The 26475-nt window shown below is 63.7% G+C and carries 25 protein-coding genes and 1 pseudogene; 14 read left to right on the forward strand and 12 right to left on the reverse strand.

Annotation, left to right across the window (positions count from 1 at the left end):
- Nucleotide 1 precedes the first annotated feature (1 nt).
- The gene (locus V1280_RS11980; RefSeq protein WP_334523480.1) at nt 2-1366 is read right to left on the reverse strand and encodes an APC family permease; all 1365 of its coding nucleotides are present in this window, start codon (nt 1364-1366) and stop codon (nt 2-4) included.
- 367 nt (nt 1367-1733) lie between these two features.
- Here V1280_RS11980 and V1280_RS11985 point away from each other — a divergent pair, with 367 nt between their 5' ends.
- The gene (locus tag V1280_RS11985; protein WP_334523483.1) at nt 1734-3035 is read left to right on the forward strand and encodes an alpha/beta hydrolase; all 1302 of its coding nucleotides are present in this window, start codon (nt 1734-1736) and stop codon (nt 3033-3035) included.
- Nucleotides 3036-3221: 186 nt separating this feature from the next.
- Complete coding sequence (locus tag V1280_RS11990) at nt 3222-3548, forward strand: GrlR family regulatory protein (RefSeq protein WP_334523484.1); 327 nt, start codon at nt 3222-3224, stop codon at nt 3546-3548.
- A gap of 32 nt (nt 3549-3580) precedes the next feature.
- Here the strand turns inward: V1280_RS11990 and V1280_RS11995 are convergent, their stop codons facing one another.
- Together V1280_RS11995 and V1280_RS12000 are read right to left on the reverse strand one after the other, a co-directional pair.
- The gene (locus tag V1280_RS11995) at nt 3581-3970 is read right to left on the reverse strand and encodes a hypothetical protein (RefSeq protein ID WP_045008341.1); all 390 of its coding nucleotides are present in this window, start codon (nt 3968-3970) and stop codon (nt 3581-3583) included.
- A gap of 91 nt (nt 3971-4061) precedes the next feature.
- Nucleotides 4062-5231 carry an MFS transporter gene (locus V1280_RS12000; RefSeq protein WP_334523493.1) on the reverse strand — a complete coding sequence of 390 codons (1170 nt, stop codon included), beginning with the start codon at nt 5229-5231 and terminating at the stop codon, nt 4062-4064.
- 186 nt (nt 5232-5417) lie between these two features.
- On the opposite strand from V1280_RS12000, the gene thrS reads away from it, so the two are divergent.
- From thrS to V1280_RS12015, 3 genes are all read left to right on the forward strand, one after another.
- Nucleotides 5418-7460 carry a threonine--tRNA ligase gene (thrS, locus tag V1280_RS12005; RefSeq protein WP_334523495.1) on the forward strand — a complete coding sequence of 681 codons (2043 nt, stop codon included), beginning with the start codon at nt 5418-5420 and terminating at the stop codon, nt 7458-7460.
- Between the two features lie 93 nt (nt 7461-7553).
- Entirely contained in the window at nt 7554-8117 is a 564-nt protein-coding gene (locus V1280_RS12010; protein ID WP_334523498.1) for a nitroreductase family protein, read from the forward strand.
- A 63-nt stretch (nt 8118-8180) separates the two neighbouring features.
- Nucleotides 8181-9449, forward strand: a complete 1269-nt coding sequence (locus V1280_RS12015) for a serine hydrolase domain-containing protein (protein WP_334523501.1) — start codon at nt 8181-8183, stop codon at nt 9447-9449.
- On the opposite strand, the gene V1280_RS12020 is transcribed toward V1280_RS12015, so the two are convergent.
- From V1280_RS12020 to V1280_RS12035, 4 genes and pseudogenes are all read right to left on the reverse strand, one after another.
- Nucleotides 9435-11897 (reverse strand): putative bifunctional diguanylate cyclase/phosphodiesterase, encoded by a 2463-nt coding sequence (locus V1280_RS12020; protein WP_334523504.1) that lies wholly within the window; start codon nt 11895-11897, stop codon nt 9435-9437. The genes V1280_RS12015 and V1280_RS12020 overlap by 15 nt on opposite strands.
- Before the next feature lie 995 nt (nt 11898-12892).
- Entirely contained in the window at nt 12893-13087 is a 195-nt protein-coding gene (locus tag V1280_RS12025) for a hypothetical protein (protein ID WP_334523507.1), read from the reverse strand.
- 329 nt (nt 13088-13416) lie between these two features.
- Nucleotides 13417-13581, reverse strand: a pseudogene (locus V1280_RS12030) (aldo/keto reductase); the annotation flags it as partial.
- 168 nt (nt 13582-13749) lie between these two features.
- The gene (locus tag V1280_RS12035; RefSeq protein WP_334523510.1) at nt 13750-14826 is read right to left on the reverse strand and encodes a hypothetical protein; all 1077 of its coding nucleotides are present in this window, start codon (nt 14824-14826) and stop codon (nt 13750-13752) included.
- Between the two features lie 254 nt (nt 14827-15080).
- Between V1280_RS12035 and V1280_RS12040 the strand changes: the two genes are divergently transcribed.
- A complete protein-coding gene (locus V1280_RS12040) occupies nt 15081-16121 on the forward strand; it encodes a patatin-like phospholipase family protein (RefSeq protein ID WP_334523513.1) in 1041 nt (346 codons plus the stop codon).
- A 6-nt stretch (nt 16122-16127) separates the two neighbouring features.
- Here V1280_RS12040 and V1280_RS12045 read toward each other — a convergent pair whose 3' ends face one another.
- Nucleotides 16128-16556 carry a CBS domain-containing protein gene (locus V1280_RS12045; protein ID WP_334523516.1) on the reverse strand — a complete coding sequence of 143 codons (429 nt, stop codon included), beginning with the start codon at nt 16554-16556 and terminating at the stop codon, nt 16128-16130.
- Nucleotides 16557-16744: 188 nt separating this feature from the next.
- The gene (locus V1280_RS12050; RefSeq protein WP_148778759.1) at nt 16745-17554 is read right to left on the reverse strand and encodes a rhomboid family intramembrane serine protease; all 810 of its coding nucleotides are present in this window, start codon (nt 17552-17554) and stop codon (nt 16745-16747) included.
- 454 nt (nt 17555-18008) lie between these two features.
- Here V1280_RS12050 and V1280_RS12055 point away from each other — a divergent pair, with 454 nt between their 5' ends.
- The gene (locus V1280_RS12055) at nt 18009-18563 is read left to right on the forward strand and encodes a PAS domain-containing protein (protein ID WP_334523524.1); all 555 of its coding nucleotides are present in this window, start codon (nt 18009-18011) and stop codon (nt 18561-18563) included.
- 225 nt (nt 18564-18788) lie between these two features.
- Nucleotides 18789-19580: a Crp/Fnr family transcriptional regulator gene (locus V1280_RS12060; RefSeq protein WP_334523527.1), complete on the forward strand. Its 792-nt coding sequence runs from the start codon at nt 18789-18791 to the stop codon at nt 19578-19580.
- 278 nt (nt 19581-19858) lie between these two features.
- Here the strand turns inward: V1280_RS12060 and V1280_RS12065 are convergent, their stop codons facing one another.
- Nucleotides 19859-20344, reverse strand: coding sequence for a phasin (locus V1280_RS12065; RefSeq protein WP_334523530.1), 486 nt, complete (start codon nt 20342-20344; stop codon nt 19859-19861).
- A 398-nt stretch (nt 20345-20742) separates the two neighbouring features.
- On the opposite strand from V1280_RS12065, the gene V1280_RS12070 reads away from it, so the two are divergent.
- Nucleotides 20743-21168: a cupin domain-containing protein gene (locus V1280_RS12070; RefSeq protein WP_334523533.1), complete on the forward strand. Its 426-nt coding sequence runs from the start codon at nt 20743-20745 to the stop codon at nt 21166-21168.
- A 61-nt stretch (nt 21169-21229) separates the two neighbouring features.
- Here V1280_RS12070 and V1280_RS12075 read toward each other — a convergent pair whose 3' ends face one another.
- On the reverse strand, nt 21230-21619 hold the full coding sequence (locus tag V1280_RS12075; RefSeq protein WP_334523535.1) for a COG4315 family predicted lipoprotein: 390 nt from the start codon (nt 21617-21619) through the stop codon (nt 21230-21232).
- A gap of 143 nt (nt 21620-21762) precedes the next feature.
- Between V1280_RS12075 and V1280_RS12080 the strand changes: the two genes are divergently transcribed.
- Nucleotides 21763-22266 (forward strand): GNAT family N-acetyltransferase, encoded by a 504-nt coding sequence (locus tag V1280_RS12080; protein WP_334523537.1) that lies wholly within the window; start codon nt 21763-21765, stop codon nt 22264-22266.
- A gap of 113 nt (nt 22267-22379) precedes the next feature.
- Complete coding sequence (locus V1280_RS12085) at nt 22380-22703, forward strand: hypothetical protein (RefSeq protein WP_334523539.1); 324 nt, start codon at nt 22380-22382, stop codon at nt 22701-22703.
- A gap of 80 nt (nt 22704-22783) precedes the next feature.
- Here the strand turns inward: V1280_RS12085 and V1280_RS12090 are convergent, their stop codons facing one another.
- On the reverse strand, nt 22784-24772 hold the full coding sequence (locus V1280_RS12090) for a DEAD/DEAH box helicase (protein ID WP_334523542.1): 1989 nt from the start codon (nt 24770-24772) through the stop codon (nt 22784-22786).
- Between the two features lie 307 nt (nt 24773-25079).
- Here V1280_RS12090 and V1280_RS12095 point away from each other — a divergent pair, with 307 nt between their 5' ends.
- The 3 genes from V1280_RS12095 to V1280_RS12105 are packed head-to-tail and all read left to right on the forward strand — an operon-like array spanning nt 25080 to nt 26467.
- Entirely contained in the window at nt 25080-25667 is a 588-nt protein-coding gene (locus tag V1280_RS12095; RefSeq protein ID WP_334523545.1) for a hypothetical protein, read from the forward strand.
- A 51-nt stretch (nt 25668-25718) separates the two neighbouring features.
- A complete protein-coding gene (locus tag V1280_RS12100) occupies nt 25719-26084 on the forward strand; it encodes a nuclear transport factor 2 family protein (RefSeq protein ID WP_334523548.1) in 366 nt (121 codons plus the stop codon).
- A gap of 29 nt (nt 26085-26113) precedes the next feature.
- The gene (locus V1280_RS12105; protein WP_334523551.1) at nt 26114-26467 is read left to right on the forward strand and encodes a cupin domain-containing protein; all 354 of its coding nucleotides are present in this window, start codon (nt 26114-26116) and stop codon (nt 26465-26467) included.
- Nucleotides 26468-26475 lie beyond the last annotated feature (8 nt).

The raw sequence follows: 26475 nt of genomic DNA on the forward strand, positions 1-26475 counted from the left end.
TCTATTCGCGATTGTGTGACGTGGCAGCGGCGACCGGCCGCCTGCGGAAAACTGCATAAATCAACAGGCCCGAGAGCATGACCAGCATCCCCGACAGCGACTGCACGGGCCGCTCGGTCAAGAGGTAGTACATCATGGACGCGGTCACGAGCAGGAAAATGAGTGGCGTAAACGGGTATCCCCAGGCGCGATAGGGCCGCGGCAAATCGGGATCGGTGATGCGCAGCTTGATGACGCCGGCGACGGTGAAGAACGAGCAGAACAGCAGCGAGAACTGAATGAAGTCGAGCACCGCCTCGAAGCTGCGCGTGAACAGCAGCAGGTTGGCGACCGCAAGCTGAAACAGAATGGCATAGGCCGGCGCGCCTCTCACCGATCGCTTCGAGAACACGCGCAGCGCCGGGATGTCCTCTCCCATCGTCATCATCACGCGCGGGCCGATCCACATCATCGCGCTGATCGAGGAGATCAGGCCGAAGCAGATCATCGCGCCGACGATCCGGCCGCCGAGACTGCCGAAGATGGCGTTGCCGGCCACGCTTGCGACGTCGAGCTGTCCGGCCAGCGCGCTGAGGGGTGTCGAGTAGAGGAACACCGCGTTGAGCGCGACATACAGCACCAGCACGATCAACGCGCCCGCGAGCAGCGCCCGCGGCAGGTTCTGCTGCGGCATGTTCATCTCGCCGATGATGTAGGTCGCGGCATTCCACCCCGAGAACGAGTACATCACGAAGACGAGCCCGATCGCGAAAGGCGCGCTGACGATGTGGGCGAGATCACCGGCGTGCGGTGCAAAGGAGATCGGCTGCGGCGTACCGACGACGAAGCCTGCGACGAGGAAAACAACGATCAGCACGACCTTGAGGATGGTCGAGATCAGCTGGAAGGTCGAGGAGTGCCTGACGCCGGTCAATTGCACGATCGAGACCAGCCACACCACGCCGATGGCGAGCGGAATCGGCGGCACCCCAGGCATGACGGACTTGGCGTATTCGCCGAAAGCCATGGCCGCGAGCGCTACGGGCGCGGCAAACCCGACCGTTGCCGAAACCCAGCCGGCAAGAAAGCCGAAGGCCGGATGATAGGCGCGGCCGAGGAAATTGTATTCGCCGCTCGAGCGCGGAAACATCGCGCCCAACTCGCTGTAGGAGAACACGCCGCACAGCGCGACGATGCCGCCGACGGTCCACAGCGCGAGGATTGAGAAGCCCGAGGGGATGTCCTTGACCTGGAAGCCGAGGCTGGTGAAGACGCCGACCCCGATCATGTCGGCAACGACGATCGCGGTTGCGACCAGAACGGAAACCCCGGAGCCGCCGGTCAGCCGCCCGGTCCAGGGCGCGGTTCCCGCATCTGATGCCGTCATCTGGGTCCTTAGCCTCAGGCGTCGCGCCTCATGGGAGGCATCGTGCAGATTGGTCCAGTCAATTCAAGCAGGGTTAACAAGGGTTAAATGAGGCGGTCGAATTAGGTAATTAGCCACCGTTTGCGCCCGCCTTTGGGCAATAAACCCGTAGTCGGCCGCGAAAATACGCACGTCGCTCCCACAATCGCGACACGTTTGCGTGGTCTTTTTTGGTCGTTCCGGATGTGGGGAAGTTTCTCCGGACACTTAACGTCGCCTAAACGCCAGTCGGCTCAATTGTCTTAAGATTGCCGATGGACGCGTGACTTGGGTCGTGACTTGGGGTCATGGGTGGATGGTCGGGGCCGTTCCCAAATTGAGAGCAGACATGCGTGCTGACCGGACCAAGGCGTCCGGCACGCGTCGTCGTGCGCTTCGGGTCGCCCTGATCTCAGGATTGGTGCCGTTGGCGCTGACGCTGGTTCAATGCGGCAAAGCGCCCAATCCGGCGGCGCTCGCGGCGAACTCGCAGGCCAATGTCCCGGTCGTCGATCAGACCGTCGCCAAGACCAATTCGCGAGTTGCCGGCGGTGATACGTTCGAGGATCGCTTCCCGGCTCCGCAGTTCAGGGAGCGCTTCCCCTCCGCGAGCGAGAGTTTGCTGCAACGGCAGATGTCGGACTTCTCGCCCAAGCGCGCCGTGCAGCAGCAGCCGGAGCAGGCGCCCTACAAGGTCGCCTCGCTCGCGCCCCAGGTCCCCTACCAGCGTCCGGCGCGCGAGGATCTGACGACGCTCGTCAGCATGAAGTCCTCGGCCTTCCCTTATTTCGGCAACAACCCAGCGTCCGACGCGCCCTTCCTCAACATCTCCAAGGGCGACCGCCGCGGCCACCGCAGCTACTCCGGGCGCGTGTTCTGGCAGGACGAGACCTATAACGACAGCCGCGTCCTGCTGCACGTTCCCGAGCATTTCGATGTGCGCAAGCCTGGCGTGATCGTAGTGTTCTTCCACGGCAACGGCGCAACCCTCGAGCGCGACGTACGCGACCGCCAGCTGGTGCCGCAGCAGATCACCGATTCCGGCGCCAATGCCGTCCTGCTCGCGCCGCAGATGGCCGTCGATGCCGCGGACTCCAGCGCCGGAAAATTCTGGCAGCCCGGTGGCCTCAAGCGCTTCATGGAAGAGTCAGCCAGTCACCTCGCGCAGCTGACCGGCGACCCCAACAGCGCGCGTGCCTTTGCCAACATGCCGATCGTGATCGTCGGCTATAGCGGTGGCTTCCTGCCGACCGCCTGGAGTCTCGAGGTCGGCGGCATCAGCGATCGCGTCCGCGGCGTCGTGCTGCTTGATGCGGTCTACGGCGAAATGGACAAGTTCGCGTCCTGGATCGAGAGCCATCGCTCGGGCGTCTTCGTCAGCTCCTATACTCACTACACCGCACGGCGCGACCGCGAGTTGATGAGCATGTTGCGACAGAAGGGCATCGGCGTTTCCGAGGGCATGGACGGACCCTTGCGTCCCGGCAGTGTCGTGTTCGTCGAAACCGGCGACGGCATCACCCACCGCGACTACGTCAACCGCGCGTGGACGCAATACCCGCTCAAGGACGTGCTGGTGAAGATGTCGGCAACGCCGGCGCTGGCACTAACGCGCGTCGCAGCCACCAGCTCTTCCGCGTCAAATCGTTAGTCCGGATATTGCGCGCGCCGGCATTTCGCCGCGCTTGACTTCAGCTTCGTCAGGCCATGATCAAAATGTGATGTTGATGGCCGACAATCCCCGGCAGCAACCGGATTGCTTCTGCTGGCCACGACCATATTTTGCCGGCCAGGTTGCACTTGAACCAGTGCGCTTGGAATAGCGCGGGGACATGCATTGCGTCAGGGACTTTACAAGGTCGACTTCCACACGGTTCACGGAACCGGCTGCGGCGTGGTCTACGTGACGGCTGGCAAGATGCGCGGCGGCAACTCGGCCTTTGCCTTCATCGGCATCTACACGGGCGAAGGCGACAGCATCAAGGTCAAGATCTCGACCGAGCGCTACAACGACGACCCGTCGTTCAAGGCGCTGTTCGGCATCGACCGGATCACGCTGACGCTCGCCGGCAGGGAAGACGGCGACACGGCCGAGTTCGAAGGCACCGCGCTGCAAGTGCCGGGCGTTGCCTTCAGAGCGGTGCTGAGCCGGATCGCCGACTAGGCGCCCGGCCCTCGAACCCCAGCTCTTGATCTCTAGCTTTTGGGCAGCTTCGGAATGCTCTCGGCAAAGCCGTTGAAGCAGGCCAGCCGCTCGTCCTCTTCCTTGAAGAACCGGCAATCGGCGTAGCCCTTGGCCTTGGCCGGCTTCGGCTTGGGCGTCGGCGGGATAATGGCGTCGTAGCAGTTGAGCCGGTCCTTGGTGCCGTCGTCGGTTTCGAGGCAGGCCTGAAGCCGCGCCGCGATCGATTGCGGCTTGCCCTTGGGCGCTGCAGCCGGCTTGGCGGCGGCCTCTTTGGTGCCGGCTTTGGTCCCCTTGGGCTTCACCTGCACCAGCGGCTTGTCCCCCACCATCGGTGGCTTGTCGGTCTGTGCAAACGCGGAGGCTGAATAGAGCACCGCGGCAACCGCCAGAATCATCCTCATTTCAGTCAACTCTCTTTGGTCCCCATGACGGGCCTTCTAGCGCTCTCCCGCGCGGTTTGCCAAGCACCTTGCGCACAGGAAAACGCACGATTCAGGCCGGGGCGGCAGCCCGCTGGGGCCGGCTCAGGATCACCAGGATCAGCGCCAGCACGACGAAGCCGACCGCCACGAAGCCGAGCGGATGCAGCAGTTCGCGGGCGAACAGCAGTCCGCCGATGGCGGAGCCGACGGCCTGGCCGATATAGAGCACGGAGGTGTTGAGGGCGACGGTCGCCGATGCAAGCTGCGGCGCGGCTCCGACCAGCCGCACCTGCTGCATCGAATTGGTCGAGGCGAAACCCAATCCCCAGATCGCGACCGCGCCCGCCATCAACATGAGCGTGCCGGCACTGAGCGCCCAGCCCGAGATGCCCGCCAGTAGCAGGCATGTGAACAGCAGTGAGGTTCGGTAAGGTCCCCAGGTGTCGACGATGCGGGTCGCGATGACGACACCAAGGAAACCGCAGACGCCATAGGTGCCGAACACCATGCCGATCGCATCGGGGCCGGCATTGGTGAGCTTCTTGAGCAGCGGCCCCATGAAAGTGAACACCACGAACTGTCCGGACATTTGCAGCATGGTGATCGCAAGCAGCAACAGGATGGTCCGGCTACGCCCGACCGTGCTCCAGGTCGTCAGATCGACGGGCGTGCCCTTCAGACCTGCCGGCAGGCGCACCAGCAGCAACAGGAAGCTGATGCAGCCGAGCGCGCCAATCTCGCCATAGGCGGCGCGCCAGCCATATCGGCTGGCGATGAAGGTGATCAGAGGAAGGCCGATGGCGGCAGCCAACGACCAGCCGAGGAAGATGTAGGCAATCGTGCTGCCACGCCGCTCCGCCGGCACGATCAGCGCCGCCGTGCCGGCAGCCTGCGGCGCGTAGAGCGCACCGACGGCAAGCATCACCAGGCGGATGAGGAGGAGGCTTGCATAGTCGGGCGCAAAGGCCGAGGCGAGATTGCCAAGGGCGAGCACCGCGAGCGTGGTCGTGAGCAAGACCCGCCGCTCGATGCGGCTGGTCAGCCACGCCGTCAGCGGCGAGCCGATGCACAGCGTGATCGCGCCGAAGGTGATGAGCAGCCCGGCCGCATGGATGCTGATCCCGAGTCCCACCGACAATTCCGGCAGCATCCCCGCCGGCGCCAGCACCGAGCAGCCGGTGACGAGATTGCCAAGCATCAGGGCGGTTGCCGTGAAACGGCCAGCGCGGGGATTTTTCATGCAAATGCATGTAGAACAGGCCCGCGACCAGTGAAAGGGCGTCGTTCGAAATAGTTGGAGTACTGCCCCGGCTTTTGCGCGCCACTTTCTTGGAATTGCCGGATTGCACAGGCCGAATCGCCTGATATATCGCTCGTTCCCGCTTACCTGCGCTCGTTCGCAGGAGTGAGCCTCAGGAGAAAAGCAATGTCCGACCAGCCCAAATCCGAATCCGGCTTTCAATATAGCCTCAGCAACCTGAAGCCCGTGACCCCCGCCGCCAAAGTCACCCTGACCTTCCCCGACGGCGCCCAGCGCCAATATGACCCAAACATCACTGGTCTCGAGATCGCCAAGGGCATCTCGCCTTCGCTCGCTAAGCGCACGGTGGCGATGATGCTCAATGGCACGCTCACCGACCTCAACGATCCAATCGCCGAGGACGCAAGGATCAGGCTGATCACTCGGGACGAGCCTGAGGCGCTTGAGCTGATCCGCCACGACTGCGCGCACGTGCTGGCGGAAGCCGTGCAATCTTTGTGGCCTGGCACGCAAGTGACCATCGGTCCGGTAATCGAGAACGGTTTCTATTACGACTTCTTCCGCAACGAGCCGTTCACGCCGGACGATTTTGCCGCGATCGAGAAGAAGATGCGCGAGCTCATCGCGCGCGACAAACCCTTCACGAAGGAAGTCTGGGACCGCGAGAAAACAAAACAGGTGTTCCGCGACAAGGGCGAGGCCTTCAAGGTCGAGCTGGTCGACGCCATTCCCGGCACCGAGCCGATCAAGATCTACTACCAGGGCGACTGGTTCGATCTCTGCCGCGGCCCGCACATGACCTCGACCGGCAAGGTCGGCAACGCCTTCAAGCTGATGAAGGTGGCCGGCGCCTATTGGCGTGGCGACTCGAACAACCCGATGCTGACCCGCATCTACGGCACGGCCTTCGCCAAGCAGGAGGACCTCGACGCTTATCTCAAGCAGATCGAGGAAGCCGAGAAGCGCGACCATCGCAAGCTCGGACGCGAGCTCGACCTCTTCCACTTCCAGGAGGAAGGTCCGGGCGTCGTGTTCTGGCACCCGAAGGGCTGGACCATCTTCCAGCAGCTGATCGCCTATATGCGCCGCCGCCTGACCGGCGACTACAACGAGGTCAATGCACCGCAGATCCTCGACAAGTCGTTGTGGGAGACCTCCGGCCATTGGGGCTGGTATCGCGAGAACATGTTCGCGGCGCAGTCGGCTGGTGACGAGGCCGAGGACAAGCGCTGGTTCGCGCTGAAGCCGATGAACTGCCCGGGTCACGTGCAGATCTTCAAGCATGGGCTGAAGAGCTACCGCGACCTGCCGCTGCGCCTTGCCGAGTTCGGCGTGGTGCATCGCTACGAGCCGTCCGGCGCCATGCACGGCCTGATGCGCGTGCGCGGCTTCACCCAGGACGACGCGCACATCTTCTGCACCGAGGACCAGCTCGCCGAGGAATGTCTCAAGATCAACGATCTGATCCTGTCGACCTACGCCGATTTCGGCTTCACCGGCGATCTCACGGTCAAGCTCTCGACCCGGCCGGAGAAGCGCGTCGGCACGGATGCGATGTGGGACCACGCCGAGCGCGTGATGGCCACCGTGCTGCGCGAGATCCAGGCGCAAAACAATCACATCAAGACCGAAATCAATCCGGGCGAAGGCGCCTTCTATGGGCCGAAGTTCGAATATGTGCTGCGCGACGCCATCGGCCGCGACTGGCAATGCGGCACCACGCAGGTCGACTTCAACCTGCCGGAGCGGTTCGGTGCGTTCTACATCGACCATGACGGCGGCAAGAAACCGCCGGTGATGGTGCACCGCGCGATCTGCGGCTCGATGGAGCGCTATATCGGCATCCTGATCGAGCACTATGCCGGCAACTTTCCGCTCTGGCTCTCGCCGGTGCAGGCGGTGGTCACGACCATCACCTCGGAAGGCGACGAATACGCCAAGCAGGTGCTGGAGCAGGCGCGGCGCGCAGGGCTTCGGGTCGAGATCGACCTGCGCAACGAGAAGATCAACTACAAGGTCCGCGAGCACTCGCTGGCCAAGATTCCGGCGCTGCTCGTGGTCGGCAAAAAGGAGGCTGAAACGCATTCGGTCTCGGTCCGCCGCTTGGGCAGCGACGGGCAGAAAGTGCTGACGACCGCGGAGGCAATCGCCGCCCTGGTCGACGAAGCGACCCCGCCGGATGTCCGGCGGATGCGTGAGACGGCCTGATCCCTGAAATCGATCTAAACTCGCTTTCGGTTGCGGGCGTGCATCCCTATCTGGGCATGGCACGCCCGACGACCAGCCGATGAGGTAACCGCAGTGCCCGACGCCATCGAACTCCTGAAAACCCGCCGCTCGGTCAAGCCGCGCGAGATGACCGGCCCCGGCCCCTCGCCGGCCGAACTCGAGACCATTTTGACCATCGGCGCGCGCGTGCCCGATCACGGCAAGCTCGCGCCCTGGCGCTTCATCATTTTCGAAGGCGATGCACGCCAGCGCGCCGGTGAGGTGATCGCCAAAGTCTTTGCGCGGAAGAATCCCGGCGCCCCCGCGGCCGATATCGAAACCGAGCGCAAACGCCTCACCGATGCGCCGCTGGTGATCGGCATCGTCAGCTTCACCAAGCCGCATCCCAAGGTGCCGGCGTGGGAGCAGGAATTGTCGGCGGGCGCGAGCGTCATGAACATCGTCACGGCCGCAACCGCGCTCGGCTACGGCGCCTGCTGGCTCTCCGGCTGGTTCTCCTTCGATCGCGACGTGCTGGACGGGCTTGGCCTCAAGGCCGACGAAAAGCTCGCCGGCTTCGTTCACGTGGGCACGCCGACCAAGCCGAGCGAGGATCGTCCGCGACCGGTGCTTTCCGAAATCGTGACGCGTTTTTAATCGAAGTCTTGTTGACGCCTCTGATGTCTTGCGGCTTTGTTCCCGGCGAGGGAGGAAGCCCGGATGAAGCGTCGTGAATTCCTGGTCGGGGCCGCGATGCTGGCCGGCACGATGGCGCGGAGCCGCGCCGCCGACATTCCCGCCCCCTCCGCCGACGGACTGCGACGCATCACATCGTTCTTTGAAAACGAGGTCACCACCGGCCGATTGCCGGGGGCCACGGTCCTGATCCAGCAGCACGGCAAGCCGGTCTATTTCAAGCTGTTCGGCGTGCGCGACGTCAGGACACGGCTGTCCATGACGCCGGACACGATCTTCGCCATCCATTCCATGACCAAGCCGATCACCAGTGTGCTTGCGATGATGCTGATCGACGAGGGCAAGCTCGCGCTCACCGATCCCGTGTCGAAATACATCCCCCTCTTCGCCGGCACGAAAGTGGGAATGGAGACTACAAAGCCCGACGGCTCGATGGCGCTCGATATGGTGCCGCCGATCCATCCGGTGACGATCAGGGATTTGATGCGGCACACCTCGGGCATCACCTACGACTACATCGGCGGCAAATGGGTCGAGCTCGCCTACAAGGCGGCCCATATCTTCGAGGGCCCCTTCAACAACAGGGAATTCGCCGACCGCATCGCCAGGCTGCCGCTGGCACGACAGCCGGGCACGCTGTGGCGCTACGGTCATTCCACCGACGTGCTCGGCAGCGTCATCGAAATCATCACGGGGCAGACGCTGTACGATGCACTGAAGCAGCGCATCTTCGATCCGCTCGGCATGACCAGCACCAAATTCGTGCTGTCGACAGCCGACGAGCTCGAACGGATGGCCCGGCCGCTGCCGAGCGACCCGATCCTGCTCGATGCCGAGCGCGAGCGTCTCGACCATCCGGAATGGCAATCCGGTGGCGGCGGCCTGCTCTCGACCATCACCGACTATCAGCGCTTCTCGCAAATGCTGCTCAACGGCGGCGAGTTCGACGGCAAGCGCTATCTCAGCCCGGCCGCCTTCAAGGACATGACGACCGACCAGATCGGCCCCGGCTCCGGCGTCGACCGCGATTATTTCTATTTCCCCGGTGACGGCTTTGGCTATGGCTACGGCCTTGCGGTGCGCACCGATCCCGGCAACGCCAAACCGTCGCCGCCGGGCTCGCTCGGCGAATTGAAATGGGACAGTGGCAGCGGCACCTATTTCGGCGTCGATCCCAAGCTCGACATGGTCTACGTCCTGATGCAACAGACCCAGAACGAGCGCAGCCGCATCACGCCGGCGTTCAAGGCGCTGGTCTACGACTGCTACCCCGAAGAGCTACGCCGCCCGTGAGGCGCGCTGGCCGAAATCGGCGAGCAGTTTTGCGATCTCTGCGGCAGGCCGCGCCGCGCTGAACAGAAAACCCTGCACTTCATTGCAGCCTTCGGCCCGCAGCCAGTCGAGCTGATCCTCGGTCTCGACGCCCTCCGCGGTCGTGGTGATGTTGAGGCTGCGGCCGAGCCCGGAGATCGCACGCACGATCGCCACGCAATCGGGCCGCTGCGCCAGATCCTTCACGAACGAGCGGTCGATCTTGATCTTGTCGAACGGGAAGCTGCGGAGATAGCTGAGGCTGGAATAGCCGGTGCCGAAATCATCCATGGAAATGCTGACGCCGAGCTCGCGCAATTGATGCAGGATCGCGAGGTTGGCATCGGTTTCGGCCAGGAAGATCGACTCGGTGATCTCCAGCTCGAGCCGCTTCGGGGACAGGCCGGATTGCGCCAGCGCCGAGATCACGACCTGAACCAGGTTGCGGCTGCGGAATTGCGCCGGCGACAGATTGACCGCGACCTTGACGTCAACAGGCCACTTCACCGCCTCGGCGCAGGCCTCGCGCAGCACCCACTCGCCGAGCTGGGTGATCAGGCCGATGTCCTCCGCGACCGGAATGAACTCCGCCGGCGAGATCATGCCCTTGTCGGGATGATGCCAGCGCAACAGCGACTCGAAGCCGGAGATGCGGTCGGAGGCGATCGTCACCAGCGGCTGGTAGTGCAGTTCGAACTCGCCATTGGCAAAGGCGCGGCGCAGATCGAGCTCCATGTCGCGGCGCTTCTGCGCCTGGAGATCCATCTCGCGTTCGAAGAAATGATGCACGCCGCCGCCGTCGGATTTCGCCCGGTACAGCGCCATGTCGGCGTTGCGCATCAACTCTTCCGACGTCACGCCATCGCCCGGCGACAGCGCGATGCCGATGCTGGCGCCGATCACCATCTCCTGGCCGTCGATGTCGTAAGGCGCTTTCAGCATGTCGATCAGCAGGGCCGCACAGGCGCTGGCCTCGTTCGGCGAGACGTCGGCCGCCAGGATCACGGCGAACTCGTCACCGCCGAGCCTTGCTGCGAGATTGGCGCCGCGGACCGCGGTTACCAGGCGCTCGGCCACCTCCTTGAGCAGGCGGTCGCCCGCCGGATGCCCGAAGGAGTCGTTGATGTTCTTGAACAGGTCGAGGTCGATATAGAGCACGCCGACGCGCTTGCCTGCGGCCCGATCGAGTGCCTGCTTCAAGCGCTCCTGGAAATATTCGCGGTTCGGCAGATCGGTGAGCCCGTCATGGTGGGCCATATGCGCGATCCGCGCCTCGGCCTTGCGCCGCTCGGTGATGTCGACCATCGCGACCAGATAGCCGTCGCGATCGTCGAAGGCGACGCGGCGGCCGAAAGTCAGCACCTCGATCTCGCTGCCGTCGGCGCGCAGATGCCGCCAGTTGCGCGAGGAATGATAGGTGTCGCCGATGCGCTCCAGCGTCTCGGCATGGCTGTCCCACTCGTCCTGGGGCCAGATCTCGGGCAACGTCATGCGCAGGAACGCCGCGCGGCTGTAGCCGTAATGCTGGACCGCGGCGTCGTTGACGCCAAGGAACTGCTTCGTCTCGGCGTCGAACACCCACATCGGCATCGGGTTGTTGTCGAACAGCAGGCGGAACGAGGCGTCGCGGCGCTTCAGTGCGGTGACATCGGAGATTGTCAGCGAGACCACGTCGGCGAAGGCGGTGGCGCTCAGCCGCAGATAACGGCCCTCGTGCTCGATCTCGAGCTGCTCGCCGCGGCCGCCGGAGACCGCCTTGAGCAGAAAATTTATGATCTCGGACGAAGCCAGCAGCGTGTTTCCTTCGCCGATCCGTCGCCACAGCAGGCTTCCGCTCGCGACCTGCAGCAGCAGCCCGGCGCTCCTGTTGTGGTGCACGACCTGTAGATCGAACGGCACGCCGTTGGCATCGCGCAGGGTCGCCAGCGACACCACCGCGTCATCGGTCGAGGCGAAGATCGCGTCGAGCAGATTATATTGCACGCCGCGCTCGTTGACGTAGGCGCCGATCAGCGTCGCGCCCCAGCGCGAGGCCGTCGGCAATGCCAGCACATCGTAGGTCCGGACCATTCCGTCGCGCACGCAATGGGCGCTGGCCTGGTGCGGCTGTCCGTTCTTGAGTGCGTTTGCCACCGCTTCCGACAGCGCGGTGGCACAATCCGGCGACAGCTCGGCGACCGGAATGTCCCAGCGCTCCTCGCCGAGCCATTTCTGCACGTATCGTCCGCTGCGCGAGAGTTCGAGCGCGCCGTCCCCCTTGAGCAACGCGATATGGTCGGCCAGCCGTCCGAGGCTGCCGAGCATCACGTCCTCATAGCGCGGCAGCCGGTCACCCGGCTTCAACGCGGCTCGCCATTTGCGTTGAAGCACCGGGATGTCGTCAAACATTTCGGTGGCCGGTTTGCCCGGCATCTTCTTCGCGGCACTCATTGCAGTCCCCAACGCACTTTCCCGCCGCATCCAATGCACCCCCGCTTAATGGCGTGTAAAAAGGCCGCAGCAGCGGTTCCGTTTTAGTGATTATGACAGTTTTAAGTCGCGCGTTGGTTAGTGGGTATTAGAGACTATGACGGTCGTGTAAAATGCGATGCGTCGCCACGCCGTCATTGCGAGCGCAGTTCGTAGGATGGGTAGAGCGAAGCGAAACCCATCAACGTTTCCTGCGCGCCGAAGCATGATGGGTTTCGCAAGTGCTCTACCCATCCTACGCCCCCCAGACACACCTTCGCCCTCTCGCGGCTCATCTCGCCCGAGCTTTGCTTCGTCGCCTTGCCCTCCATTGAAAGAGGGCGCAGGGAAGACCGGGTGCCGGCTGGCACCCGCGGTCCACTTTGCGATGGTTGCGCTACGAGAAGCTGCACAGCGGCATACAGGTGAAGCCGAGACATCCGGCCTTCCCTGCGCAGCGGGTTGACGGCTTATGTCGTGCTCTCCCCGGGGAGCGATGCACTATTGCCCCCGTCGTCTCGCAGATGACTGACACGAGGGCCCGGTTGAGCCACACGCATCACTGCGAGACTTGACGCACAGACCCCGGGCGTCAGGACCACACGATTTTGCCGTACGCAGATCACACCGGTCGTACGCGCGAGGCCTTCGCTCACGGTTGCCCGCCCTGCAAAACCCTTCGCGCCGATGTAACCCACGCCCACCACGATCCGGCCCGCGTTCGTGACGATCGCGATACGCCCCTCTTCCTTGGGCCGGGTTGCGCGACACATACGCCGTTTCCGAATTTCGGTAAAGCGGAATATTTTTGGTGGCGCGGATTGCCCCACGCCTAGCGTGTTTTGCCCGTCAGGCAACGCAAGGTCTCGTAGCCCGGATGGAGCAAAGCGTAATCCGGGAATCCGTCCATACGGATACGGCGGCCCCGGATTGCGCTGCGCTCCATCCGGGCTACGGGCTCAAACTGAGAGCCGCGACTAATCCTCGCTCGCAGCCGCGGAACGATTGCGCAAATGGGCCTGCGACAACAGGAAGAACAGCGCGCGCTCGCCATAATATTTGGCGGACGGACGCGTGCGCTCGAAGCCATCGGCAAATATCTTGCCGGACTGGTCGCAGACCTGCCACCGCCAACCGAGCCGTTTGCGCCTGGTGAGGATCACTTCGAACATGCCGACGCGCTTTGTCCCCTGCTCCTTAGCCGTCGCGCAAGCCCACAAGGCTGCGCCGGCCTCCCCCATTGGACGGATGCCCGACATATAACCCAGCAGGATGGAAAGCGAATTAAATTGATTATCGGAAATACGTATCTTGCACTGGTATGACGAAGTCGCAACGAGCCTGGAATAAGCCGATGCCGCCGGTGTTATTTCTTCCCTCCGCTGCCGAGCTTGGTACCGCTTACAGCGATACACAGGATGGAAATGTCCGGTAAGCGAACACTCACCGGACATTCACAACAGATGTCAGCGGCCGACCCGCGCCTGGAGATGTGCGGGATAGCGGTCGTCACTTTCCGCGCTGCGGCGAGTTCGCCGAGCAGATCGACCAGCGCCTGATTGGCTTTGCGTGCGCTCGATGAGAAGCGCGGTACGATGTTGCGGAAATCGCTGCCGTCGAACGTCGTGCTTTCGTTGATCGCGCCGGTCAGAAAGCCCTGGTGGAGGCGTTGCGTTATCGGAAGTGACTCTCTCCGTCATTGCGAGCGCAGCGAAGCAATCCAGAGTCCCTCCGCGGAAAGATTCTGGATTGCTTCGCTGCGCTCGCAGCGACGATGTGGAGGCAGTGGCGCGCTGAAACGGCGATTGGTCACCGCGTCCAGGACAGGAAAGCATCACCGCGCGACGACTTCGACTTCGCCGTCGACACCGTTGACGACGTTGAATCCGCGCTCGTAGACCTTGCCCTCGTTCTTGGCGATGGCGCGGTATTCGCCTTCGGAGAGCACGACGCGGGGGAAGGCGCCGATCGATTCCTTGATCACGTCGCCGCCGGGCGTCAGCACCGACCAGGCGGTGTTGGCGAGCGCCTCGCCGCCCTTGTCGCTGACGAGCTTGAGCGTGATCACGGCGGCGCGGTGGGTGATGGTGACGTCGGTGAGCTTGCCGGCCTGCACGCGGATGTCCGAGCGCACCACCGAATTGGCGTCGCCATAGTTGGAGATGATGTAGTAGGTGCCCTCCGGCAGCAGCACGACATCGCCGGCGGCGACGTTCGGCACCAGCGAGGCGCGCTCGCCGGTTTCGAACTGGCTGCCCTTGTAGATCGCGAACGAGATCTGGTTCAGCGGAATGCGGCTGGTGCCGACGCGACCTTCGATGCGCAAGCCCCCGGCCGGCAGCACGAAGGATTCGCGATCGGTCTCGGCCTTCAGGCTGACGGTGCGCACCGCGCTGACGAGGCCGAAGGCGACGTGCACGACGTAATTGCCCGGCGGCAGCACGATGTTGGGCGTCGCACTGCGATCCTCGCGGATCAGCTTGAAAGTGCCGTTCTCGTCGGGACGATCGGCAAACACCCGCCACACCAGGCCGCTGCTGATCGCAGGCGTGTCCTTGCCGTATTTGGCGCTCAGGGACAGCACGGCCTGTCCGGGCGCGGCCGCATTGAGGGGTGCTGCCGGCGGAACGCTCGTCACCGCGGGCGGCGGCATGCTGGGCGTGTTCGGCTGAGTCAGGGTCGGCGGCAGGCTCGGCGGCGGACCGGCGCCCGGGCCCGAGGGGGGCGCCAGGCTGACGGCGCCGCCGGGATCGGGCACCGAAGCCGGGGGCACCGGCGGCGGCCGATCCGAGAAAAGCTGGGCCTGCGCAGCATTCTGGCCTGACACAACGAGGCATGCGGCAAGGACCAGCGCCGGCAGCAGCCTGCCGCCGCGCCGCCATCCGATGATGCCGTCACCCCCGAGAGTCATGCCCTCTGCTTTTCACCGAAAACGCGGCAAATTCAAGCCTCTGAAACCCCAGGAAATACGGCCCGAGAGAGTTCTTTGGAACCCGCTGGAACCCCGTTGACGCCCGCGTGATTAGATCAGAGGCAACCGGCCCTCGCCACACTCCTGCCCGCTGCGTCCCGAACGGTATAAACCATGCTTGGCCCTCGTTCTGGCGAAGCAGAAGCACGGCGCCTACTCTGGAGTGAGGGCTGGCCCGGAGTAGGAGAGTTTCGGTGCTGGATATCTTGAAGGGTCGCGGCGTGAACGGCGCGAATGGAGAAAAAGTCGGTCTCGGCAGCATCCGCAAGCCGGTCATCGGCCTGGCGCTCGGCGGCGGCGCGGCGCGCGGCTTTGCCCATATCGGTATCATGAGGACGCTGTTGGCCAACGGCATCGTGCCCGATGTCGTGGTCGGCACCTCGATCGGCGCGGTGGTCGGCGGCCTCCATGCGGCCGGCCGGCTCGATACGCTCGAAGAGTGGGGTCGCAGCCTGCAAGGCATGCGCAACATCCTCGGCTATCTCGACATCCGCCTCGACGGTTCCGGCCTGATCGGCGGCGAGAAGCTCGCCACCCGTCTCGAGAAGGCGGTCGGCCAGACCCTGATCGAAGACCTTCCGATCAAGTTCGCGAGCGTCGCGACCGAGGTCCGCACCGGCCACGAGATCTGGCTGACGCGCGGCCGCATGGTCGATGCGATGCGCGCTTCCTACGCGCTGCCCGGCATCTTCTCGCCCGTGATGATCGGCGACCGCTGGCTGGTCGACGGCGCGCTGGTGAACCCGGTGCCGGTTTCGGCGGCGCGGGCGCTCGGCGCCGAAATCGTCATCGCCGTCAATCTGTCCACCGACGTCTTCACGCATTCGACGACGATCCATGCGCACGGCGCGATGCCTTCGCCGGTCCCCCCCGTGACCGAGGTGACCCCGGCCAAGCGACGCTTTCCGCGCTTCTTCTCGCCGGAGAAAACCGTCAAGCGCGAGTTCTTCGGCACCGCCGGACGTCCCGGCATCTCCTCGGTGATGATCGACGCCTTCAACATCATGCAGGACCGCATCACCCGTGCGCGGCTCGCCGGCGATCCGCCGGACCTCCTGATCACGCCACGGGTCGGTCAGTTCGGCTGGTTCGATTTCCATCGCGCCGAGGAGCTGATCGCGCTCGGCACCCGCGCCGCCGAACGCGCGCTGGAGTCGATCCAGGAAACGATCGACGTGCTGGCGCCGGCGCCCGAAGGCGCCGCGCCCAAAGCAGTCGGTAAGGCCAGCGAGTAAGCCGGCTCAGGCCGTCTTGATGTAGTCGCGCAGGGCTTCCTGCTCGGACTCGTATTCCTGGACCCGGCGCTTGACGATGTCGCCGATCGAGATCAGCCCGACCACCTTGTTGTTGTCCAGCACCGGAAGGTGCCGGAACTTACCGGTGGTCATTATCTCCATGAGCTCGGCGACCGTGTCGGACTCCTTGCAGGTCACGACCTTGCGGGTCATCACCTGAGACACCGGCTCTTCCAGCGCACCGGCGCCGCGCTCGCCGAGCACGCGCACGATGTCGCGCTCGGACAGGATGCCCTCGAGCCGGCTCTGGTCCATCACCAGCACCGCGCCGATCTTCTTCTCGCCGAGCAACTTGACTGCGGCGGCGAGCTTGGCGTCGGGCGCGACGCTCATGATCTGGTGGCCCTTGGTATTGAGAATGGAACGTACCGTCATTGTTGCCTCCCTGAATCGGATCCGTCCGCTTTGCGCGGTCCGGACTTGTTCGCGAGTCTTCAACTAACAGTTTCGGCGCCGGTTTCACGTTGAGGCGCTTTGCGAAGCGCAGCCTCTATGAGCTTGCTGCTTCGGAACATTCTTCCCGGGAATGATGGATGAATTCGGGCCGCGCCGCAAGCGCTGCTTCAAATACCGTTTGAAATGTCCTGTGATGACGCATCCGCAGCATCATCGTTTCGCACGCGCGGCACGGGATCGAACAGCGCGAACAGCAACAGCCCTGCGAAGAAGCCGCCGATATGCGCCTCCCAGGCGACGCCCGCGCTGTCGCTTTCGACGCCGATGGCGCCGACGCCGAAGATGATGTTGAGGGCAAACCACACGCCCAGGAAGCCGACGATGCGCCGGTCGCGCAGTGCCTGCAACAGCGGCAGCGCCGGAACCTTTGCGGCGGTATCTGCATCCGAGCGGCTGAACGACAGGAAGCTGCCGCGCACGAAAGCGAACCGGATTGCGGCCGCCATCGCGCCCGACACCGAGGCCGAGGCGCCGATCATCGGCACCACCGCATGCTCATGGGTGACGAGATGGGCGAGCGCGCCGGCCGCGGCCGTCACCGCCAGGAACACGAAGAAGCGCACCGCGCCAAAGCGCCGCGCCAGCGCGCTGCCGAACGGCAGCAGCCACAGCACGTTGAAGGCGAGATGGGTGAGATTGGCATGCAGCAGCGAATAGGTGACGAAGGTCCAGACCTTGGCACCGGCGCCGCCCTCGAATTGCAAATTGACCAGCGAGGAATCGTAGCGCTTCGGGATGAAGCCGAAGACGTCGATGGTCCAGTTCTCCAGCTCCGGCGGCAGCAGCACCCGCAGATGGATCACCGCCAGCAGGACGACATAGGCCGTCAGCGGCAACGGCAGCGTCAGGATCGGCTCGCGTGGGGCCTCTTCGACGACGACCGGCTGGTCTGACGGTGGTTGTGGCGGGGAATCCAAGGCGGTTTCGCTTTCAGGCGCGATCGAAGCAGCAGCTTGGAGATAGTCGCCTTTACCGGCCTTGCGCAAGTGCACAAAAGGAAAAGGCAGGGCCCTGGGAAAGCCCCTGCCTGTCCGTGTCGATCTTCCTGACACAGCGGAGGAACAAGGCGTATCCCCACCCCTCCCCGCGGCCAGCGACCAAACTGTTTGACGCCCGTGTCCAGACCTCGCCGAGAACCTGGAAGAAAGCGGCGAGGCTTGCGACCGCGATCACCATAGCAGGCGCGCGGTCGGGGCAAAGCGCATAGTTAATTTAACGTTAACGACGCAAAGGCTGCCCGCGCGAGGCCAAAAACGCCCCCGCGGCATGGACGCTGCAATTCCCCTCCTGCACAACAACACAGGGATCTCAGGTGCACTGAAGCGGGACAGGTTTGTCCCACTGGTGCGGCCCCGGGGTAAGCGTTCAGTCATGAAACATCCGTCGAGCCGCGCGTTCTTCGCGTATTGGGACAGGAAGCGCGGCAGCGCGCGGGCGCCTGATCGGGCCGATATCGACCCGGCCGCCGTACGCGAGCTGCTTGGCGACATCTTCGTCCTGTCCTGCGAACCGAAAACCGGCTTTCCCTTCCGCGTCGCCGGCACCCGCGTCTGTGCGCTCGCGGGCTGCGATCTCAAGGACCAGAGCTTTGCGGCGATGTTCACGGAAGGTTGCCGCCGCGAGATCGAGGAAATCGCAACCATCGTCGCCGACGAGACGCTCGGCGCCATCGCCGGTATCACGGCCACGCGCGAGGACGGTAGCAAGGCCCATCTCGAGCTGCTGCTGCTGCCCTTCAACGCGCGCCCACACACGCCGGTCAGCGTGACCGGCGTGCTCGCGCCGTTCGACGACGAATGCGGCGCGCTTGGCGCCTTCACCGTCACCTCCTGGCGCTATCTGCACCAGCCGGAGAAATTGCTGCCGCGCGCGATCCGCAAATTGCAGATCGCCCGCGGGCTGATGGTGTATGAGGGGTTGCGGTAGGAGCGCCCCTCGTGTCGGGCGCGCAGTTGTTGCAAACGACCACCCCGGTCTTCATCGCGCCACCCGAATGACCGCGTCAGCGCGCTGGCTTGCGATCCATCATTGGAACCTTACCTGTTAAAGTACGTTTGCCCGTTTGCCATGCCAAGCGAGCGCGCGGCAACGCGGCTCGGTCGGTGACGATGCGTTTGCTCGCCGTCGAGCGTCCGTCGAGGGGCGATTCCCATGATGGAGCACGCGACCAGAGTTGGTAATCGCCTGCTAGCTGCGTTACCGTCGGCCGACTTCGCTTTGCTTGCACCGCATTTGCGAAAAGTACCGCTCCAGCACGACGCAGTCCTCATTCGATCGGGCGACCGGATCGAACACCTCTACTTCCCCTGTAGCGGCGCGATCGCCCTCATCATGGAGTTGCCGAACGGACAGACGGCCGCAACCGCGGTGATCGGCAACGACGGCGTGATCGGACTCATGACGGCGCTTGGTCCGGTCCGATCCCCCCTGACAGCGGTTGTCCGCGTGGCCGGGACCGCACTCCAGATGTCGCCCGCGCGATTCCAAGCGACGCTCGAACGCAGTCCGGCCATCGCAATCGCGGTTCAGATTGTCACTAGGGCGATGATGACGCAATTCCTGCACGTCGCGGCCTGCAACGCGCTGCATTCCGTCGAAGCACGCCTCGCTCGCTGGCTGCTTCACATTCACGACCGGACGGACGGCGGTGACGTGCTGCCCTTGACCCAGGAGACGCTGTCGGAACTGCTCGGCGTTCGACGCACCACGGTCACACATGTCGTGAGCGCACTTCGAACATCAAGGGCCATCAAATCCAATCGGCGCGGTCAGCTCGAAATCGACAGGCAACGGCTCGAGGTCGTCGCTTGCGAATGCTACAAGGTGATGAGCCGCAGGATCGATCGGATCGTGTCGCAGGATGCGTTAAGGCTCCTTCACGCCGCGCCGGCGCGGAATGGCTGCCCGCCCCCGGATTTCCCGTTCGCCAAGACCGATTCATAGACCCAGGCCTCTCGGGCGAACCACTCGTGCGTCGCCGCGCACACCCGGCAATAGGTGCGCGAAAAGAACACCGTACTGGAGCGAAATCTTTCGCCGTCCATCTCGATGCCTGTCGGAATTGCGCTGCCCGTTTCCGGGCATTTGATCATCACCATACCCATCCTGATTTCCCTCCAGCTCGGCATCACCTCGCGGCGAGGCTGGCCGTCCCCGGCTGGACGGCGTCTCATCTGGCGAAGACGCTCGTCCAGCCGATCCACGTGGCCAGTAACCTCGATTCAAGCAGCCCTATGCAGAACCCGGTTGAAGCTGTTCTTGATCGGCTCGGCCGTCTCGGTCGCGACCTTCTGGGCCAGATCCCAAAGCTCCCGATTCTGGGCGAAAGCCGCTTCAAAGGTCTTGCGACTGTGGGTGCTGGAGAGGGTCATGAGGTCCGCAAACGACCTCGCATCCGCAAGCTGGGAGAAAAATTCCAGCGCGGAGCTGGTATTGGTCCTGGATATTTCGATGACCTTGGTGCCGTAATCGGCGGTACGACTGGCATTGGTCGAACAGGCATCGCAGAGGGCCGCGGTGATCTCCTCGGAAGTCGCCTTCATCTGCTCGAAATTTGCCTTGGCCCGTGTCGCCGCCGGCGCGGTGAGATCGCCGAACATCGCCTGGATGTTGAAAAACGGTATGTCGAACTTGAGCTTTGTATTTCCGTTCGCTGCCCCATTCAGCGGAGCGGCATTCGTCTCGGCTTTCACATTGACATCACTCACGGGCTTTCATCCTTTCAAGCGAAACTAGATAATGGATTGAAGACTCCCCGACGCGTCCAGATGCGTACTGCACCGGGACACCAGTGCCCCTACTTTCACGTAGGCGGGATGCTGCTGCGGATATGCCGCCCTCGCCCCCTGCCGGAGCCAACTATGGCCGACGAAAGTCGATGCTTCGGTTCGCTTTCGGACTCTCAATTTGATTTTATTCGATAAATGCGACGCAGTAGCGCAGGCAGACATTTTGCGTCCTTGAAGTTGCCGCCATTGCATGCGCCAACTTAAGATCAGCACTGGCGAGCGCGGGCTGATAGTGTATGAGGGACTGCGGTAACTTTCGTTTCGATGTGAGCGAGCACCGCGACCTCGATACGGCCTCTCACCGGAATGACCAAGCCATGTCCGACATCATCAATTTCGGCACGCTTCAGCTCCGCTTCCTGCATAGCAAGGATGACACCGACGGCAGCGTCGACATCTTCGAAATGACGCTGCAACCCAATGCGCGGATGCCGATCCCGCACTATCACGACCGCTGGGACGAGACGATCTACGGGCTGTCCGGCGTCTCGACCTGGACGATCGACGGCAAGCAGACCGACCTTGCCCCCGGAGAATCGGTCTTCATCAAGCGCGGCATCGTGCACGGCTTTACCAACCGTTCGACCGGGCCGGCGACATGCCTTTGCATCTTGAGCCCCGGCGTGCTGGGCCCGCACTATTTCACGGAGATGGCGACGCTGCTGTCGTCCGGCGCGCCCGATCCAGTCCAGATGAAAGCGACGATGCTACGCTATGGCCTGATACCGGCCCCGCCTGCGTAAAGCGCGCGATGCGAGGACAGGCTGGCATGGCGCCGCCCGCCCCGCGCATCTTCGAGATCGCTTACGGCATCGCCAGGTGCCAGGCGCCGTTCAGGAAACCGTCGCCGGTGATGTCGCCGGGCTTGGTGTCCTTGGCGAAGGTGTAGAGCGGCTTGCCCTTGTGCGCCCACTGCTTGGAGCCGTCGTCGCGGGCGATGATGGTGTAGCCGTCGCCGGCAGCATCGCTGGCCTCGGCTTTCAGCGCCGGCCAGTTTGTCGCACACGGGCCGTTGCAGGCCGACTTGCCGTCCATGTCCTTGGCGAACGTGTAGAGCGACATGCCCTTGGCGTCGGTGAGCACGCTGCCCTTGTCGGTCTTGCCGGTCTTGGTCGGCGGCGCCGCGAACGCAGCCGAGGTGATCGCGAGCGTTGCCGCGAGCGCGAGCGCGAGGCGGATCGAAGATGTCGTCATGGTGTCTCCTGTCATGCAATTGGCTTGCACGAGGTAGGACGCCGCACCGCGCGCTGTATTCCTCAGAATGGCGCAAAGAAATTTCTGGCTGCGCACATCGGCGCGACGGAATAAATTGCGATGGTTGAGACGGAACAGTCGAGATGAGCAAGCCACATTGGCGGCGCGCGCACGCCGGAGACCTCGCGGCGATCAGCGCGATCGCGGCGCGAATTCATCCTGATCTCCCCGAACGTCCGGAAGTATTCGCAGAAAAGATGCGGCTTTATCCGGACGGCTGTTGCGTGCTCACTGCAGGCCACGAGATCGCAGGCTACGGCCTCGCGCATCCCTGGATGCAGCAACAGATTCCACAGCTCGACGGGTTCCTCGACCGATTGCCCGATGCTGCAGATTGTCTCTATCTGCACGATGTCGCCGTGCTGCCCGACTTCCGCGGCGGCACGACGCGCGTTTATGTCGCAGAGATCGAACAGCTCGCGCGATCATCAGGCACCGCAACGCTGGCGCTGGTCTCGGTCTACGGCACGCGACCGCTGTGGGAGCATCTCGGCTTCCAAGGCGTCGCACCTGACGCGGCGCTGCGCGACAAGCTTTTGTCCTACGGCGCGAGCGCGACCTACATGCTGCGCGGGCTCACGCAATAGCCCCATTCCCTCACGCGGGCGTGAAACCAAGCCTCGAACCGCCTTCGATCAGCCTCCGTCGAAGAACTGCGCGAGCCGTTCCGGTCTCGCCGAACCGAGGCTGGAGAATTCCCATGAAACTCACATTGCCAAAAGTCGCTTTGATAGCATTCGTTGCGACGACCGCGTTCACCGCAACCAGCGCCAATGCGGTGCAATTCCGATCCCATCGCTGCGACATCGATTTCTTTGCAAGCTGCGGCGTCATCAAGCTCCAGGAGCCGCCACCTGCACCGCCCCCCGTCACTCGCATCGGCCGCGATACGTCACCGACCTACATGAAGCAATCCGACCCTCGCTATAACTCCGCCATGGGTTATGGCGGTGGTGGTGGTGGTGGTGGCGGTGGCGGTGGTAGCGGTGGTGGTGGTGGTGGTGGTGGTGGTGGCGGTCGCTAAGCTCGCAGCTAACAGTTCAGATGATGTCGCCGGTGCAACCCGGCGGCATCATCGCGGTCAGCGCTGACAGGCGCGGCGGTTCAGCTGCGGTGCTTTTTCTTACCCTTCTTCGCGGAAGCACCCGGCCATTCAGTGACCGACGGCGCATATTTGGCGTCACCGGATTTGTCTCCGAACTTCTTGTTCTTCTTCCCAAACTCGGGCTTGCCGAATTTGCGACCATCGTGAGGTTTGGCGTTCGGCTTGCCTTGGTGCCTGGCTTCCGGCTTTCCGCGCGGCCTGTCGTGCTGCTTCGGCCCGTTCGCGTTCCACGGATTGTCGCCGCGGCGGGCAGCATGATCGTCGTCACCTTCATCGCGTTGCGGAGCGCGTGAGCGCTTCTCCACCGGCGCCTGCGCTTGCGGCCCACCCGTCATCGGCTCGAGGCGGATATTGTCTTCCTTGTCCGGACGCTTGATCTTGGCAGCGAAGGATTCCGCGACCCGCTCGGAAATTTCGAACTCGGTCGTGGTGTCCATGATCTTGATGGCGCCGATGTCGCCCTTGTCGATGCCACCGCGACGGCAAATCATCGGCAACAGCCAGCGCGCTTCCGCATTCTTTCTTCGGCCGATGTTGGCCCGGAACCATACGGTGGCTTCTGTCATGCCATGCTTCGGCGACGATTTCCCGGATTTGGGTCGAGGGCTCTCGGAGCGGTCATCGCCGCGCGATGTCCGATCGTCGCGGCCGCGATCGTCACGCGGCCGGCCGCGCGCCTCGCCGGGATCGAGAATGTCCTCAGGTGACGGCAGCCGCGCGCGATAGAGCCGCGCCAGCGCTGCGGCGATGTCCTCGGCCGACCGCTCGGCGAGCAATGCCTTCGCCAGCTCGATATCGTCGGCGGACGTCTCCTCGGTGAACAACACGTCCTTCATGCGCTCATGGTCGAGCTTGCGAATCTCATCCGCCTGCGGCGCCATGCCCCAGTTCGCCTCGATGCCGGACAAATTCAACAACACCTCGGCACGCCGCCGTCGTACCGGCGGCACCAGCAAGACGCTGACACCCTTCCGGCCCGCGCGCCCGGTGCGGCCCGAGCGATGCTGCATCACCTCGGGATCGTTCGGCAGATCGGCGTGAATCACCAGGTCGAGGCTCGGCAGGTCGATGCCGCGGGCGGCAACGTCGGTCGCGACGCAAATGCGGGCGCGCCCGTCCCGGAGCGACTGCAGCGCCTGGGTGCGTTCGTTCTGCGTCAATTCACCGGAGAGTGCGACCACGGAAAAACCGCGCTCCAGAAGTGCTGCCTGCAAATGCCTGACCGCATCGCGCGTGTTGCAGAACACCAGTGCGCTCGGCGACTCGTAGAAGCGCAGCACGTTGACGACCGCATGCTCGACATCGCCGGGAGCGACGCGGATGGCGCGGTATTCGATATCGGCGTGACCGCCTTCGTCGCCGGCGACCTCGATCCGAAACGCCTGCTGCTGATACTGCTTCGCCAGCGCCACGATGCCGCGCGGAAACGTCGCCGAGAACAACAAGGTGCGGCGCGTGTCCGGAGTGGTCTTGAGGATGAACTCCATGTCCTCGCGAAAACCGAGATTGAGCATCTCGTCGGCCTCATCGAGGACGACCACCTTCAATTCCGAGATGTCGAGGCGGTTGCGCCGCAGATGATCGCACAAGCGCCCGGGCGTCCCGACCACGATGTGCGCACCGGCAGCCAGCTCGCGCTGCTCGCGGCGCGGGTCCATGCCGCCGACGCAGGAGACGACGCGCGCCCGCGCATGCTCATAGAGCCATGTGAGCTCGCGCTGGACCTGCAAGGCGAGCTCGCGGGTCGGCGCGACGATCAGGGCCAAAGGTGCGGCGGCCTGCTCGAACCGCTCGGCGCCGTCGAGCAAATCCTTGGCCATGGCCAAACCGTACGCGACGGTCTTGCCCGAGCCAGTCTGGGCCGACACCAGGAGGTCGCGGTCAATCGCATCCTCGCCGAGCACGGCGAGCTGAACGGGGGTCGGTGAATCGTAATTGCGCTCAGCCAAGGCACGGGCGAGCGGCGGGGTCAGGGCCGGAAAGGACACGGAATGGAAAACCTTGCTTGGTCCGGGGCGCGGAACGGAAAGCCGAGGGGCCCGACGCTGCAGTCACTGCAGAAGGCCCGGTCACACCCATGATGATTTTGATTTGGACGCTCTTTACGCCAGAAGCGGCCAAATCACCATGGCTTTGATGCATGGCATTGGCGACAGGGTGAACAAGGCCGGGATGCTCAGTCCCGGCAGTTTTGACGCGGTTTGACGCCTCCAGTGCGTTTTTGGGCCGGAACGGCGGACTTTTGCGGCCATCTCGCCTAAATTGTGCGGGATCGGAGGTGCCAGGGATGCATCCATGAGCTCGTCGGGTGAACGCCGCTGCGGCGACTGCACGCTTTGCTGCAAGGTGATGGGGATCGAGGCGCTCGCCAAGCCGGCGGGTAGCTGGTGCGCGCATTGCAAGCCCGGCCGCGGCTGCGCGGTCTACGCCGACCGGCCCGCCGAATGCGAAAGCTTCAGCTGTCTCTGGCTCGTCAACGACCTCCTCGACGAGCGCTGGAAGCCGAGCCGCTCCAAGCTGGTTCTGACCACGTCCGAGGACGGCGTCGAGATCCGCTGCGACCCCGGCTCTCCCAATGCCTGGCGCAAGGAGCCCTACGCCAGCGAGATCCGTGCCTGGGCCGTGGAAGGCGAGCATAGCGACATGACGGTCGTCGTCATCGTCGGCCAGCGCATGATCCTCGTCACGTCGGAGCGCGAGTTTGATCTGGGTGTCGTCGGACCGGATGAACGCATCGTGCGTGAGCTGGAGGGCACCAAGGCGGTGGGCGTGACGGTGACGACAAATGATTTGGCAAATGGGCACGGTTCGATCGACACCGAACCATCGGATCGGCAAATTGCGTCAGGCTCCCGGCACGATCGAGGCGACCCGCGGGCCTAGAACGGTGGCTTCCATTGGTAGCGCGCGAGCAGACAAGGAGGAGAACAAGACATGTCCGGCGACAAGACGTCAGAGGCCGCTTTGGCGGATCTTAGTCGCAACTATGTCCGCGCCGTCGACGAGGCCGACGTAGCCTGGTTCGACGCCAATCTCGCGGCGGACTTTCGCAACACCAATCCGGACGGCACATTGATCGACCGGTCCACATTCCTCGTGCAGATAGGCCGCGGCTCGACGGTACGCGACATTCGTGAGCACGACGTGATGATCCGTATTCTTGGCGACTTCGCCATCATTCATGCACGCACCAGCTATCGTAAGCCGGACGGCAGCGAAGGTGCTGGCCGGTATACGGACGACTGGCAATTCCGGGACGGACGTTGGCAATGCGTCTCTGCTCACGTGTCTCGTGCATAAGCGCCGAGAGAACAGGATACGGGTGAAACATGTCAGACAGCATCTCGCTTGCCGACAAGCTCGCGACCTTTCAGGAATTCTGGTCACCGCGCACGATCACGACCTTCAACGATTGCGACGTGATGGTGGTGAAGGTGAAGGGAGAGTTCACCTGGCACAAGCACGACGACACCGACGATTTCTTTCTGGTGCTGAAAGGCCAGCTGGAGATCGAGTTGCGGGACCGCACCGTGACGCTCGGACCGGGCGAGCTCTACGTCGTGCCCAAGGGGGTCGAGCACCGCCCGGTGGCCCGCGAAGAGGTTCACCTGATGCTCATTGAGCCGACGGGCACGCCGAACACGGGCGACAAGGCCACGGCTGCAGCGCGCAAGCTCGCATAGAGGCGCGG

The sequence above is a fragment of the Bradyrhizobium sp. AZCC 2230 genome (genome assembly GCF_036924495.1).
GTDB lineage: Bacteria > Pseudomonadota > Alphaproteobacteria > Rhizobiales > Xanthobacteraceae > Bradyrhizobium > Bradyrhizobium rifense.

Coding starts and splice junctions, on each gene's coding strand:
- V1280_RS11980 (WP_334523480.1), bottom strand. CDS start 1,366: ATGACGGCATCAGATGCGGGAACCGCGCCCTGGACCGGGCGGCTGACC.
- V1280_RS11985 (WP_334523483.1), top strand. CDS start 1,734: ATGCGTGCTGACCGGACCAAGGCGTCCGGCACGCGTCGTCGTGCGCTT.
- V1280_RS11995 (WP_045008341.1), bottom strand. CDS start 3,970: ATGAGGATGATTCTGGCGGTTGCCGCGGTGCTCTATTCAGCCTCCGCG.
- V1280_RS12000 (WP_334523493.1), bottom strand. CDS start 5,231: ATGAAAAATCCCCGCGCTGGCCGTTTCACGGCAACCGCCCTGATGCTT.
- thrS (WP_334523495.1), top strand. CDS start 5,418: ATGTCCGACCAGCCCAAATCCGAATCCGGCTTTCAATATAGCCTCAGC.
- V1280_RS12015 (WP_334523501.1), top strand. CDS start 8,181: ATGAAGCGTCGTGAATTCCTGGTCGGGGCCGCGATGCTGGCCGGCACG.
- V1280_RS12020 (WP_334523504.1), bottom strand. CDS start 11,897: ATGAGTGCCGCGAAGAAGATGCCGGGCAAACCGGCCACCGAAATGTTT.
- V1280_RS12025 (WP_334523507.1), bottom strand. CDS start 13,087: ATGTTCGAAGTGATCCTCACCAGGCGCAAACGGCTCGGTTGGCGGTGG.
- V1280_RS12035 (WP_334523510.1), bottom strand. CDS start 14,826: ATGACTCTCGGGGGTGACGGCATCATCGGATGGCGGCGCGGCGGCAGG.
- V1280_RS12045 (WP_334523516.1), bottom strand. CDS start 16,556: ATGACGGTACGTTCCATTCTCAATACCAAGGGCCACCAGATCATGAGC.
- V1280_RS12055 (WP_334523524.1), top strand. CDS start 18,009: ATGAAACATCCGTCGAGCCGCGCGTTCTTCGCGTATTGGGACAGGAAG.
- V1280_RS12060 (WP_334523527.1), top strand. CDS start 18,789: ATGATGGAGCACGCGACCAGAGTTGGTAATCGCCTGCTAGCTGCGTTA.
- V1280_RS12070 (WP_334523533.1), top strand. CDS start 20,743: ATGTCCGACATCATCAATTTCGGCACGCTTCAGCTCCGCTTCCTGCAT.
- V1280_RS12075 (WP_334523535.1), bottom strand. CDS start 21,619: ATGACGACATCTTCGATCCGCCTCGCGCTCGCGCTCGCGGCAACGCTC.
- V1280_RS12080 (WP_334523537.1), top strand. CDS start 21,763: ATGAGCAAGCCACATTGGCGGCGCGCGCACGCCGGAGACCTCGCGGCG.
- V1280_RS12085 (WP_334523539.1), top strand. CDS start 22,380: ATGAAACTCACATTGCCAAAAGTCGCTTTGATAGCATTCGTTGCGACG.
- V1280_RS12095 (WP_334523545.1), top strand. CDS start 25,080: ATGAGCTCGTCGGGTGAACGCCGCTGCGGCGACTGCACGCTTTGCTGC.
- V1280_RS12100 (WP_334523548.1), top strand. CDS start 25,719: ATGTCCGGCGACAAGACGTCAGAGGCCGCTTTGGCGGATCTTAGTCGC.
- V1280_RS12105 (WP_334523551.1), top strand. CDS start 26,114: ATGTCAGACAGCATCTCGCTTGCCGACAAGCTCGCGACCTTTCAGGAA.